We start from the raw sequence: 12714 nt of genomic DNA on the forward strand, positions 1-12714 counted from the left end.
GCCGAATTTCGTGATGGAAGCCACAAGTTAGCTGGCGCTATTGCCAGCGACACAGCGAGCGACAGAAGATGGTCTTCTGACCAACCTGATGTCGAGGAATCGCCGTGTCGCACTTCGCTACCCGCCTCAACGAGCTCTTCCGCAATCCACCCGAGCAGGTCGCGGACCGGTGCACCAACCGCCAGGTCGCACGCTCGTTGCAGGCGGCGGGGCATCGCATTTCGGCACCGTATCTGTCGCAGCTACGGTCGGGCGGCCGCAGCAACCCTTCGTGGAGAACCGTTGCCGCACTGGCCGATTACTTCCAGGTGGAACCTGACTACTTCTTCGTCCGCGACCTGAACGGGTCGAGCGTCGACGACAGCACTCTGCTCGCACGCTTGCAGCTCGACCGGCCACGCCTGTTCCTCGTGCAGACGATCGGTCTGTCCCGCGACTCGATCGACCTGCTCGTCACCATGGCCGAGCATCTGCGCGCGAGCGAGCGATTGCTGGATGTTCACTTCGACAGCTGAGCGCACCTGACCGCCGCCGCACCGGATCAGTGCGGCCGAGCGGCCGCTTTCCGGGCCCGACGTGGCATGATCACCACCGACCGCATCGGCCGCGGCAATGGCGCCGCACACCTGGAACCGGCTTCGCTATGAACCTCGACGACCACGCAGACGAGTGGGCTCGGCGCCTGGCCGAGCTCGGTCCGGTCTCGCGGGAGGCGCTCGCCGACGGGGTCCGCCGCATAGTCACCGAGCTCGGCGAGGCACCGCCCGAGTCCGCGTTCGAGGCGGCTGAACGAGCCGCACGAGCGATAGCCGACCTCGGCCTCACCGACCCGTCCGTCATCGCCGCGTCGGTTCCGGTACTACGTGCGGTCGCCGAATCGGCGACACCGCGCGATCTCGCCCTCGGCGACGCGCTGCTCGGCGGATTCGGCACCGGTTTCGCGCGCGCCCTGTGCGCCGGGCCACCGCATGCCGAGGGCTATGAGATGGCCTTCCGCCACTCCTCGATCGGCATCTCCATCGGCGACGAGAACGGCATGATCCTCGACGCGAACCCGGCCTTCGAACGGCTCATCGGCCGCGATCTGGCCGAGCTGCGCAGCACGACCGGTTTCACCATGTTCCCGGCCGACCGGCAGACCGAGGTGCGCGAGCGGGTGATGCGCGCCCTCGACGACTCGGCGACCGGCAGCATCCAGATCGAAGGCCGATTCCCCCGCCAGGACGGGTCGATGGTGTGGACCTCCTGGACCGTCACCCGTTGCGCCTCGGCCGACGGCGAACGCCGGTACCTGCTCGGCTTCGGCGAGGACATCACCGAAAGACGCACGACCACAGAGCAATTGCAGTGGCAGGCGATGCACGACCCGCTCACCGCCCTGCCGAACCGGCGGTACCTGCTCGACCGGCTGCATACCGTGGTCGATGAGTCGGCTCCGGAGGCGAGGGCCGGGGTGTGCGCGCTGGATCTGGACAACTTCAAAGAGGTCAACGACTCGTTCGGCCACATCGTCGGCGACAAATTGCTCGCCGCCGTGTCGAACAGGCTGGAGTCGGCGGCCGCCGCACACGGGTGCGTACTGGCGCGTACCGGCGGCGACGAGTTCGTCGTCCTGGCCGAGCCACCGGCCGACCAGGACCTCCTCGACCGGCTGGTCGCCGCACTGCACAAGGCGCTCAGCACCCCGGTCACCGTCGACACCGTGAGCATCGACGTGACGGTGAGCATCGGCGCGGTCCTCGTCACGCTTGCGGGACAGGGGCCCGACCACCTGCTCACCCGCGCCGATCAGGCGCTCTACGCCGCGAAATACGCGGGCAGCTGAACGGTCCGAATCACTCCGGCGGTTCCGGCCTGCGGATCTCGTCGGGCACGGAACCACCGGCCACGTCGGCGGCGATGCCGAGCTCCTCTTCGTAGCCGACCCGCGGAGCGACCTCGTTGCCGTCCTGATCGAGTTCGACCGAGGACGACCCGGCCGCCTGTGGCGCGGAACCGGGAACCACATCGGGTTCCTCCTCGGCCAGGCGTTCGTCGAGCCCACGCGGGGTGGCCTCTTCGGCCGGTGTCATGCCGTATTTCGTGACGCCGGTCCAGTGCTCGGGCGGGTCCATGCCCGCTTCCAGCGGGTCTTCGCGCAGACGGTCCTCGTCGAGGTCCTCACTGCTGTTGAGCGCGGCCGGATCGGTTTCGACCGAGTCGGGCGCGCCGGTGTCCTGGGGCGGGTCGTAGGTGTCGTCTGGTTCGGTCATGCCGTGGCCCTACCCCGCCGACCGCGCCGCAAACGGTACCGGTGTGCCAAAACATTGCTGGAGCGGTCGCGCGTACGAACGCTACCGAGCACTCCATGCCATGAGACCACTGCTTCCACGCTCGGCGACACGATTTAGCTGGAAAATTGCGACACGCGGATCGGTCCCATCCCATCCGTCCGCAGGACCGAATACATGACGGATCACCGCCCGTCGCCGGGTGACGATCTTCGCGCGTCGCCGCCGACTCGCCCCACTCCCGCTGCCCCCGTTGATATTTCGAGCCCGAACGCGAGGAATTCTCGATGATCACCGACGCACAACCCGACCGCTGCCCCGAGATCGCTCCCCCGGAACCCACGCCCGCGCCGGAACCCGAACGCACCGATCTCACCCCTCTCGCACTGCCCGCACTCGGCACCTCGGTGGTGATGCTCGCTCTCGGCGCACTCGCGGTGTTCCCCCTCGGGCACTGGATGCACGACTACGGCATCGTGCTCGTGCTCACCGCCTACATGCTCTACATCGCCTGCTTCACCGCTCTGGCAGCGTGGGGATTCGCCCAGCTCAACCACCATCGGCTCGACGAGGACGAACCGGGGCTGTGACGCCCCCGCGGCGCCGTCGGCGACGTAACGGGCACAATGGTCGGGGTGAAACCCTGGCAACCCGGCACCGGCTCGGCATCCAACGGGCAACTGGTCGATGTCGACGACGTGCGCGCGCTGCGTGACCAGTTCGTCGACTTCATGCTCGGGTACAAGTTCGCGATCGACGAGGTCACCACCAAGATCAACATCCTGCGTGAGGACTTCAACAACACCCACGCCTACAACCCCATCGAGCACGTCGGCTCGCGGCTGAAGTCGCCCGAGAGCGTGCTCGAGAAGGTGCGGCGCAAGAACTACGCGATGAACCTGGCCGCCATCCGCGAGAACGTGCTCGACATCGCCGGGGTGCGGGTGGTGTGCAGCTTCATCTCCGATATCGCCACCATCCGGGATCTGCTGGTCAGCCAGGCCGACATCACCGTGCTCGAGGAACGCGACTACATCACCCACCGCAAACCCAACGGGTACCAGAGCCTGCACCTGATCGTGTCGATCCCGGTGTTTCGCGCCGGGCACACCCAGCGGGTTCCGGTGGAGATCCAGATCCGCACCATCGCCATGGATTTCTGGGCCAGCCTCGAGCACAAGATCTACTACAAATACCGGGGTGAGGTGCCGCCGAACCTGCGCAGCGACCTCGCCCAGGCAGCCGAGGCGGCCAACCAGCTCGACGAGAAGATGGAAGCGCTGCACCGCCAGGTCGATCGAGCCGCCGAGCCCAAAACCGCCGCCGGTGACGCCCTCGACCTCAGCATGCTCTATCACAGCCTCACCAGCAGGCCATTTCCCGGAGATCTCCGCGCCTAGTCCGTGAATCGCGCTAGGGTCGGCCGCAGGAGGAGTCGATCATGAGCGCATCGAAGGACCGCACGCCCAGTCAGTGGGAGGAGATCGTCGCCGCCGACCCGTCGCATTCGGCGAGGTACGTGCAACGATTCCGCACCCTCGCGGCCGAGGGCACCGACATCGTCGGTGAGGCGCGGCTGGTCGACGCCATGCTCGGACGTGGCGCGCGCGTGCTCGACGCGGGCTGCGGACCCGGCCGGATCGGCGGCTACCTACACGACGCGGGACACACGGTGGTCGGTGTCGATGTGGACCCGGTGCTCATCGACGCCGCGCGCGCCGATCACCCCGGCCCCACCTGGCTCGTCGGCGACCTCGCCGAACTGGATCTGCCCACCCGCGATTTCGACGCCATCGTCTGCGCGGGCAATGTGCTCACCTTCCTCGCGCCGTCCACCCGGATCGCGGTGCTCGAGGGGTTCGCCCGCCATCTCGCACCCGCGGGCCGCCTGATCACCGGCTTCGGCGCCGAGCGCGGTTACGAGTTCGCCGATTTCCTCGACGACACCGAAAAAGCCGGTCTCACAACCGATCTCCTACTTTCCACCTGGGATCTACGTCCCTTTCGCGACGACTCCGACTTCCTCGTCGCGGTGTTCTCACGAACCTGACCCGGAACTAATACTTGACTGATTCAAGAAAACGGGGAAGACTTCGTGGCGTGCCGACGGACCAGGAATTCCAGCAGATGCTGCGGGGAGTTTCACTGCGCGTCACGGCTCCGCGTGTCGCGGTGCTCGGCGCCGTCCACGAACATCCGCATGCCGATACCGATTCGGTGATCCGGGCGGTGCGCGCACGGCTGCCCGGTGTCTCCCACCAGGCCGTGTACGACTCGCTGCGCACCCTGACCGGCGCCGGACTGCTGCGCTGCATCCAGCCACGCGGTCTGGTCGCTCGATACGAGTCGCGCGTCGGCGACAACCATCACCACCTCATCTGCCGGGACTGCGGGGCGATCTTCGACGTCGACTGCCAGGTCGGCGAAGCACCCTGTCTCACCGCGGCCGACGACCACGGCTTCGCCATCGATGAAGCCGAGGTCATCTACTGGGGCCTGTGCCCCGACTGCGTGCACGCACCGTCCATCCCTAACGAGTAGTCCGCACCACCCGTCCAGGAAGGAATATCGTGACCTCCGATAGCCGCCCACCCACTCCTGACACCGAAACCTCGAGCGCCAGCGAGAGCGAGAACCCCGCGATCCCCTCGCCCGAGCCCAAGGCGCATCGCCCGCTGACCAATCAGGACTGGTGGCCCGAGCAGATCGACGTCTCGGTCCTGCACGCGCACTCGTCGAAGTCCAACCCGCTCGGCGAGGACTTCGACTACGCCAAGGAATTCGCCAAGCTCGACGTCGAAGCGCTCAAGGCCGACATCGCCGCGGTCCTCACCGATTCCCAGGACTGGTGGCCCGCCGACTACGGCAACTACGGCGGCCTGTTCATCCGGATGAGCTGGCATTCGGCCGGCACCTACCGGATCGCCGACGGCCGCGGTGGCGGCGGGCAGGGCGCGCAGCGTTTCGCCCCGCTCAACAGCTGGCCCGACAACGCCAATCTCGACAAGGCGCGCAGGCTGCTGTGGCCGGTGAAGCAGAAGTACGGCAACAAGATCTCCTGGGCCGACCTCCTGGTTTTCACGGGCAATGTCGCACTGGAGTCGATGGGCTTCAAGACCTTCGGTTTCGGCTTCGGCCGCCCCGATATCTGGGAGCCCGAAGAGATGTTCTGGGGCCCGGAAGACACCTGGCTCGGCGACGAACGCTACAGCGGTGACCGCGAGCTCTCCGGGCCGCTCGGTGCGGTGCAGATGGGCCTGATCTATGTGAATCCGGAAGGCCCCAACGGCAGGCCCGACCCGGTAGCGGCGGCCCGCGACATCCGCGAGACCTTCGGTCGGATGGCGATGAACGACGAGGAGACAGCGGCGCTGATCGTCGGCGGGCACAGCTTCGGCAAGACCCACGGCGCGGGTGACGCGAGCCTGGTTGGTCCCGAGCCCGAGGCCGCCCCGATCGAACAGCAGGGTCTCGGCTGGAAGAGCTCCTTCGGCACCGGCAAGGGCAAGGACGCCATCACCAGTGGGCTCGAGGTGGTCTGGACCGCGACACCCACCCAGTGGAGCAACGGCTTCCTGAAGAACCTGTACGGCTTCGAGTGGGAACTCACCAAGAGCCCCGCCGGCGCGTGGCAGTGGAAGCCGAAAGACGGTGCGGGCGAAGGACTCATCCCCGATCCGTTCGGCGGTCCGGCCCGCACGCCGACCATGCTCACCACCGACCTGGCCCTGCGCGAGGACCCGATCTACGGTGAGATCACCCGCCGCTGGCTCGATCACCCCGAGGAGCTGGCCGAGGCCTTCGCCAAGGCCTGGTACAAGCTGCTGCACCGCGACATGGGTCCGCTGAGCCGCTACCTCGGCCCGTGGGTGGCCGAGCCGCAGCTGTGGCAGGACCCGGTCCCGGCCGTCGACCACGAACTGGTCGACGACAACGACGTCGCGGCGCTCAAGCGCACCGTGCTCGACTCCGGCCTCACCGTCGCCCAGCTGGTCAAGACGGCGTGGGCGTCGGCGGCCAGCTTCCGCAGCACCGACAAGCGCGGCGGCGCCAACGGTGCCCGCATCCGGCTGGAACCGCAGCGCGACTGGGAGATCAACGAGCCGGCCGAGCTGGCCAAGGTGCTCGAGGTGCTCGAGCGCATCCAGCAGGACTTCAACGCCTCGGCCACCGGTGGCAAGAAGATCTCGCTGGCCGACCTGATCGTCCTCGCGGGTTCCGCGGCCGTCGAGAAGGCCGCGCAGGACGCCGGTCACACGGTGACGGTTCCGTTCCACCCGGGACGCACCGACGCCACCCAGGAGTCCACCGACGTCGAGTCGTTCGCCGTGCTCGAGCCGCGCGCCGACGGTTTCCGCAACTACGTGCGTCCGGGTGAGAAGGCGCCGCTCGAGCGTCTGCTGCTCGACCGCGCGTACATGCTCGATGTGACCGCACCGCAGATGACGGTGCTGGTCGGCGGCTTGCGTGCGCTCGGCGCCAACCACGGTGGCAGCTCACACGGTGTGTTCACCGATCGCCCGGGCGTGCTGTCCACCGACTTCTTCGTGAATCTGCTGGACCAGAACACGGAGTGGAAGCCTGCGGAGTCGGGTGAGAACGTCTACGAGGGCTTCGATCGCAAGACCGGAGCCAAGCGCTGGACGGCCACGGCCAACGACCTCGTGTTCGGCTCGCATTCGGTGCTGCGCGCGGTGTCGGAGGTGTACGCCCAGAGCGACGCGGGCGAGAAGTTCGTGCAGGACTTCGTCGACGCCTGGGTCAAGGTGGTCGACAACGACCGGTTCGACCTGCGCTGATCCCCGGCGACGGCCCGGAACCATCATGGTTCCGGGCCGTCGCCGTGTTCAGGCGGGGTGGCCCGGCTTCAGGTCGGCGACCGCGCTCAGGTGCAGGATCGCGTGGCCGGTGGACGGCGCTTCGGCCGCGACGGGTGCGAGCAGCACGCCGAGGTGGTCGCCGACGTCGATGCGTTCGAGGATCTCCCCCGCGAACCAGCCGGCCGCGCTGGTGAGGATCGGCAGCTCGTGCGGGCCGGTCTCCCAGTCACATCTGGCGAATTTGTCGGTGTCGTCCCCGGTCGTGGTGGCGAACAGCCTGGCTACCTCGAAATGCTGCGCCCCGATCAGATGTACGGCGAGATGTGTTGCCGTGGCCGCTGTTTCGAAGGTGTGGTTGCTCTTGGACAACCCGACGAGGAACCGGCGCGGCTCGATACTCACCTGCGTGGCGAACCCGACGAGGCAGCCCGCGCGATGGCCGTGCGCACTGGTGGTGACGATCCAGACGGGCGCGTCCGCCGCCGAGATCACCGCGTCGAAGGAGTCCGTGGGGTCGGTGTCGCCTGACATGGGGACGAGTCTAGAACTCCTCGTCGCGGCCGCCGATACGCGGAATCCACACCGATCACCCCGCTAGCCGGATCCGGATGCCCGCCATGCGCTCGGAGCCTCCGCGCAGCGCACTGCCCGCCAGCCCGATCCGGGCGACCAGCCCGTACTTGCGCTTCATCAGACCGGTGAAGTGCGCACTCGCGCCGGGAGACAGCACCTCGGCGAAGCCGGGCACCGAGGCGCCGCGTGGCTTGCCGCGCCAGTCGCAGGAGCAGACCGTCACCCGTCCGCTGTTGCGGATTCGCTTCACCTTTCCGGTGTCCGCCGCGCTCCACACCGCCAGCGTCTCTCCGTCGCGCATCACCAAGACCGGGGTGGGGACGGGCCTGCCGTCCCGGCGAAATGTGGTGAGCAGCAGATATTTACCGGTCGACAGGTCGTCGAGCATCGTGTCGATGTGTTCCATGCCAAGATACTAACCAGTTAGTTAGTTTAGTGGTGTCGAGCCGCTCGAGGAGCGGCAACAGGGAGGGAATCCACGTGATGCGATTCGTTTGGACCTTTCTCGCGGGGTTCGCCTTGGGCACCCCCGCGATCCCCGTCGGCCTTTCGCTGTCCCTGTCCGGTCCGATCGCCCTGTTCGCGGTGCTACTGGGCGCGGGGTGCTGCGTCGTCTTCGCGGTCGTCGCCGTGGAGCGTGCCAGGCTGATCTTGCAGTCTTGGCGTGCCCGCCGGAAATCAGCTGCGCTCCAGGGGATTTCGACAGCGGGCACCGACGGAGCAGCTTCGATCGGCGCGCTCGACGTGCGAGATCACGCGGCGAAGGGCCGGCTGTCCGGCGCCGCAGGGCAACGGGCACGGCGCGTCCTGGCCCGGTTCGGCGTCCCGGGCTTCGGAATACTGGGGCCTGCCCTTTTCGGCACCTGGGGCTCGGCCCTGCTCGGCGCCGCGCTGGGAATACCTCGCCTGCGGCTCATCTGCTGGTTGATGGCCGGAGTCACCGTGTGGTGCACCGTGCTGCTGGTCGCCTCGGATGCGGTCCTGGTCTACTTCGGAATCGCATGACACCGCCGACAACCCACAGAACTACGATGACCCCATGTCCCGCGCCGAGGCCACCAAGGCACGCATCCTCCAGGCGGCCACCGAGGAGTTCGCGGCATACGGCATCGCCGGAGCACGGGTGGACCGGATCGCCAAGGCCGCGGCAGCCAACAAGAACCTCATCTACATCTATTTCTGCAGCAAAGATCAACTCTTCGACGCCGTCTTCGATGCCCACGTCACCCACGGCCTCGAGTCGGTCCCCTTCACCCCGGACGACCTCCCCGAGTACGCCGGGCGGCTCTTCGACTACTGCCGAGCCCATCCCGAGGTCATCCGGCTCGCCACCTGGCACCGCCTCGAGCGCGGCGATCAGAACCCCGCAGGCGCGACGCCGGCGCGCGAGGTGAAGCTGGAAGCGCTTGCCGCCGTGCAGAAGACGAACAACATCGGCTCCGGCTTCTCACCCGGCACACTGCTGACGCTGGTCCTGAGCATCGCGCTCGCCTGGAATCCGGGCAATGCCGCCGGTGTGCCTGCTTCCGAAGCCGAGACCATCGACGACCGCCGCCGTGCCGTCATGGAGGCAGTGCGCCGACTCCTGTGACCCGCACAGGCAAAACCGTGGTGACCTAGGAGTCGTCGTCCTCTTCTTCGTCGTCCTCGTCCTCGTCGGGGTCGGCCAGGTCCACATCCAGATCGACCGAGAAGCCCGGAATCGGCAGCGGGTCGCCCGATTCGTGCATGGTGAGGTACTCGGTGCCGAGGCCGAGCCGGTGCAACAGGACCGTGGTGACGGTCGCGGCGGCGCGGGCATCGGTGGACACATCGGACCAGCAGCGCAGCGCGGTGCCATCGGGGCGATCGGTGAAGCCGAGGGCTGCCAGGTGGTGGCGCGTGGCATCGGTGACCGCAGCGGACACGCGGATCTCGTTGGGAGACACGGTGAATCGCACCTGACGGTCTGGGGTCTGCTCGAGGTCGTAGAAGTCGAGCACCAGGGGCTGCGGGCCCGAGCCGAGGGCGCGCATCGCGAGATGGAGGCTGGTCACGAGATCGGTGAGCAGGCCACGCAGGTGCGCGAGGGTGTACACACTCCACACTTCGGCCCCGCGACCGGACGATCCCGCGGACCACGTGTAGTCGACCTCGTAGTCATCTGCGCTGGTGTACTCCAGGTCGTGCTCGTCGGCGGGAATCCAGTCGTCCTCGTCGAGGAATTCCGGGTAGTGGTATTGCGTTTTCCAGTTCCGCCATCGCCGGTTCCCGTCGACCTCGACCGACCGGATACCCAGCTCGAGGTCTCCGTCGGCCGCCAGTTCGAGGGTGTACAGCGTCGGCCCGTCGACCCAGCCGACGTCGAGATCCTCCGAGAGGCCGCTGTACCAGCTGGGCTCACCCCACGCCGCCACCGCGCGATCTAGGTAGGTGCGAAACTGTTCGGGCTCGATCTTCGCTACGGGAACCGAGAACAGTCGGCACGGCTTGCTCTCGTCGTAGGGATCGTCGTCACCGAAGGTGTGGGTGCCTGCGGGCATGTCGGGAACGTCGACCGAGCCGTCGCTCGCGAGTGTGCCGCCCATCGCACGACAGGCCCGTTCGATGTCGGTGCGCGTGCAGTCTCGGAAATCGGCGGCGCGCAGCCGCGCGAGCAGGTCGGCCAAGCGGGTGTCGGGCAGGAGATCCATACCGAGCACAGTAGGGCGGGGTACCGACAATTGTTCGGTGTAAGCCGTTGCGGGGGTTGATGATCCGGCGCCACCCGCGAGTCTTTGCCACCACCGGTTACGGATCGGCGTGTCCGAGTTCGAATTGAAAATGATGTTCAGTAGCATGTGCGTTATGACGATCATTCATGAGCGCCGCGGGGGGCGTGCGGGGACCGGAACCTCGACCGGGGAACCGGCTGCGGCCGAGGCTGTATTCCTCGACGCGACGCTGGCGTTGCTCGAGCCCTTGGCGGTCGCGCCTGGACAGGTTGTCGTCGATGTGGGGCCGGGAGCCGGATCGTCGACCGTCGCGTTGGCACGCACTGTCGGTGAGGCGGGGCGTGTATATGCGGTAGACCTCGATCCGGCGATGCTCGAGCTGACCATCGAGGCCGCGCGTGCGGCCGGGGTCGGCGACCGGGTCCGCGCGGTCCTGCACGATCTCGAGGACGGCGCACCACCACTACCCGAACCGGCCGACGTGGTCTGGTCGTCCTGGTGTGTGCACCACGCGCACGACTGGGACACGGCCGTGCGGTCCCTCACCCGGCTGCTCCGCCCCGGCGGCGTCCTCGCCATCGCCGAGGGTGGTCTGCCCACCCGCTGCCTGCCGTGGGACATCGGCATCGGCAGGCCCGGCCTGGAGATTCGGCTCGACGAGGCGCACGATCAGCAGTTCACGCGCTGGTTCTTCGACCGCCCGGCAGCGGTGCGACCGCGCCGCGCGTGGACGGCGATCCTCGCCGACGCCGGTCTCGTCGACGTCACCGCTTCGACGGCACTGGTCGACCTGCCCGCTCCCCTGCCCACCGACGTCCGCCGGGTCGTACTCGACGAATTCGCCGCGCGGGTGCGCCGGGCGGCACCGTACCTCGACGACGCCGACACCGCGGTCTGGCAGCGACTCCTCGACCCGCACGACGAGCACTGGCTAGGCACCCGCGACGACCTCGCCCTCCTCAGCGCGCGCACCGCTTTCCGCGGCCGCACCCCCGCCTGACCCGGTCAACCCTGCAGCGCATTTCGGGCCGCATGCCGCCCGACCGCTCGACTACTCACTCCCCCACTGCTTTCGCGACCGCAACCCGTCCGACCCCGCTCAACTGCTCACTCCTCGTACCACTTCCGGGCCGCACCCGTGACCTGAGATCGCTCAGCTGCTCATTCCCTCGCACCGACGCACCACCTCGAGCACCCGGTCGATCTCGTCGGGAGTGTTGTAGACGTGCACGCTCACCCGTACGGCGTGGTCATCGGAATCACGACCCGCCTGGCAGTGCCCGTCGGCGCGCACCATGATTCCCTCGTCGGCGAGCACGAAGCCCAGGTCGTCGGAGCGCACCGCGCGATGCCGGAAGGTCACCAGCGCCTCGCGCCGCTGCACGGTCGATTCGGCGGTGAGACTGTCCTGACAGCCGAGCACCTGTACTCCGGGCAGCCGGGCCAACCCGTCGGTGAGTCGTAGGGTCAAAGCGCTTGTCCAGGCGCCGATCTCGGCTGTTCCGGCGGCATCGAGCCAGTCGAAGGCGGCGGCCATGCTGACGATGCCCGCCGTGTTCGGCGTCCCCTCCCACCCGCGTAGCGCGAAGCGCGGGCCACGCCGATTGCGCGCCCACACCGCCCCGATGCCGGGCAGGGCCAGCATCTTGTGCCCGGAGAACACCACGAAATCCACATCGAGGTCGGCGACCGACACCGGCCGGTGCCCCACGCTCTGCGCGGCGTCGAGACAGATCGGCACCTCGGGCCCCACCGCCTGGCGCACCCGGTGCACGTTCATATCGACACCGAAGACGTGATGCACGTGGGTGACGGCGACGAAGCGGGTGCGGTCGGTGACCACCGACGGCAGGGCCCGATGGTCGTAGTCACCGGAGGCCGGGTCGACCGGCATCGCGACGATGCGCACGCGAATACCCCCGCGCGCCAAATCGTCTCGCATATCGAGCCAGGGACGCAGATTGGCTTCGTGGTCACCGAACGGGACGATGATCTCGTCGCCGTCGAGGAGCTGATCGGCCAGCCAATCCTGCGCCACCGCCCGCAATCCGTGACTCGTGCCACCCACGAACTCCACCGAGGAGCCGGTCGTGTTGTCGCCCAAGGCAATTCGGATCCGCTCGCGGGCACGCTCGATGCGGCTGGTGGTCGCGGTCGCCCACGGATAGGAGCCGCGCCCGACATTGGCATTGCCGGTGGTGAGGAAATCGGTGACCGCGTCGAGCACCGCGGCCGGCTTCTGGGTCGTGGCCGCGCTGTCGAGATAGGCCACGTCGGGATTGCGCGTGAGAATCGGGAACTGGGCGCGTAGTCCGGCCTGCCAGTCGGCCAACCGGTCGAGAACGTCGTCGGTCATGG

The 12714-nt window shown here is 67.8% G+C and carries 15 protein-coding genes; 10 read left to right on the forward strand and 5 right to left on the reverse strand.

Annotated elements, in window-relative coordinates:
- Positions 1-104: 104 nt before the first annotated feature.
- Positions 105-515: a helix-turn-helix domain-containing protein gene (locus AB0F86_RS10185; protein ID WP_181697339.1), complete on the forward strand. Its 411-nt coding sequence runs from the start codon at positions 105-107 to the stop codon at positions 513-515.
- 128 nt (positions 516-643) lie between these two features.
- Entirely contained in the window at positions 644-1825 is a 1182-nt protein-coding gene (locus AB0F86_RS10190) for a sensor domain-containing diguanylate cyclase (protein ID WP_356983356.1), read from the forward strand.
- 10 nt (positions 1826-1835) lie between these two features.
- Here AB0F86_RS10190 and AB0F86_RS10195 read toward each other — a convergent pair whose 3' ends face one another.
- Positions 1836-2252: a hypothetical protein gene (locus tag AB0F86_RS10195; RefSeq protein ID WP_181697337.1), complete on the reverse strand. Its 417-nt coding sequence runs from the start codon at positions 2250-2252 to the stop codon at positions 1836-1838.
- Positions 2253-2557: 305 nt separating this feature from the next.
- Between AB0F86_RS10195 and AB0F86_RS10200 the strand changes: the two genes are divergently transcribed.
- The 5 genes from AB0F86_RS10200 to katG are packed head-to-tail and all read left to right on the forward strand — an operon-like array spanning position 2558 to position 7069.
- Positions 2558-2860 carry a hypothetical protein gene (locus tag AB0F86_RS10200; RefSeq protein ID WP_181697336.1) on the forward strand — a complete coding sequence of 101 codons (303 nt, stop codon included), beginning with the start codon at positions 2558-2560 and terminating at the stop codon, positions 2858-2860.
- Positions 2861-2896: 36 nt separating this feature from the next.
- A complete protein-coding gene (locus AB0F86_RS10205) occupies positions 2897-3670 on the forward strand; it encodes a GTP pyrophosphokinase family protein (protein WP_181697335.1) in 774 nt (257 codons plus the stop codon).
- A 41-nt stretch (positions 3671-3711) separates the two neighbouring features.
- Positions 3712-4320, forward strand: coding sequence for a methyltransferase domain-containing protein (locus AB0F86_RS10210; RefSeq protein ID WP_356983358.1), 609 nt, complete (start codon positions 3712-3714; stop codon positions 4318-4320).
- Between the two features lie 50 nt (positions 4321-4370).
- The gene (locus AB0F86_RS10215; protein ID WP_356983359.1) at positions 4371-4811 is read left to right on the forward strand and encodes a Fur family transcriptional regulator; all 441 of its coding nucleotides are present in this window, start codon (positions 4371-4373) and stop codon (positions 4809-4811) included.
- 29 nt (positions 4812-4840) lie between these two features.
- A complete protein-coding gene (katG, locus tag AB0F86_RS10220; protein ID WP_181697333.1) occupies positions 4841-7069 on the forward strand; it encodes a catalase/peroxidase HPI in 2229 nt (742 codons plus the stop codon).
- A gap of 48 nt (positions 7070-7117) precedes the next feature.
- On the opposite strand, the gene AB0F86_RS10225 is transcribed toward katG, so the two are convergent.
- Together AB0F86_RS10225 and AB0F86_RS10230 are read right to left on the reverse strand one after the other, a co-directional pair.
- Positions 7118-7621 (reverse strand): flavin reductase family protein, encoded by a 504-nt coding sequence (locus tag AB0F86_RS10225; protein ID WP_356983361.1) that lies wholly within the window; start codon positions 7619-7621, stop codon positions 7118-7120.
- 55 nt (positions 7622-7676) lie between these two features.
- Positions 7677-8069 carry a PPOX class F420-dependent oxidoreductase gene (locus tag AB0F86_RS10230; protein WP_356983363.1) on the reverse strand — a complete coding sequence of 131 codons (393 nt, stop codon included), beginning with the start codon at positions 8067-8069 and terminating at the stop codon, positions 7677-7679.
- 77 nt (positions 8070-8146) lie between these two features.
- On the opposite strand from AB0F86_RS10230, the gene AB0F86_RS10235 reads away from it, so the two are divergent.
- Both AB0F86_RS10235 and AB0F86_RS10240 read left to right on the forward strand, forming a co-directional pair.
- On the forward strand, positions 8147-8668 hold the full coding sequence (locus AB0F86_RS10235) for a hypothetical protein (RefSeq protein WP_356983364.1): 522 nt from the start codon (positions 8147-8149) through the stop codon (positions 8666-8668).
- Positions 8669-8702: 34 nt separating this feature from the next.
- On the forward strand, positions 8703-9254 hold the full coding sequence (locus tag AB0F86_RS10240) for a TetR family transcriptional regulator (RefSeq protein ID WP_356983366.1): 552 nt from the start codon (positions 8703-8705) through the stop codon (positions 9252-9254).
- A 25-nt stretch (positions 9255-9279) separates the two neighbouring features.
- Here AB0F86_RS10240 and AB0F86_RS10245 read toward each other — a convergent pair whose 3' ends face one another.
- On the reverse strand, positions 9280-10335 hold the full coding sequence (locus AB0F86_RS10245) for a hypothetical protein (RefSeq protein ID WP_356983368.1): 1056 nt from the start codon (positions 10333-10335) through the stop codon (positions 9280-9282).
- A 154-nt stretch (positions 10336-10489) separates the two neighbouring features.
- Between AB0F86_RS10245 and AB0F86_RS10250 the strand changes: the two genes are divergently transcribed.
- A complete protein-coding gene (locus AB0F86_RS10250; protein ID WP_356983369.1) occupies positions 10490-11356 on the forward strand; it encodes a methyltransferase domain-containing protein in 867 nt (288 codons plus the stop codon).
- A 153-nt stretch (positions 11357-11509) separates the two neighbouring features.
- Here the strand turns inward: AB0F86_RS10250 and AB0F86_RS10255 are convergent, their stop codons facing one another.
- Positions 11510-12712: an aminotransferase class V-fold PLP-dependent enzyme gene (locus AB0F86_RS10255; RefSeq protein WP_356983371.1), complete on the reverse strand. Its 1203-nt coding sequence runs from the start codon at positions 12710-12712 to the stop codon at positions 11510-11512.
- Positions 12713-12714 lie beyond the last annotated feature (2 nt).

The organism is Nocardia sp. NPDC023733 (assembly GCF_040639775.1).
In the GTDB taxonomy this organism is placed as follows: Bacteria; Actinomycetota; Actinomycetes; order Mycobacteriales; family Mycobacteriaceae; genus Nocardia; species Nocardia rosealba.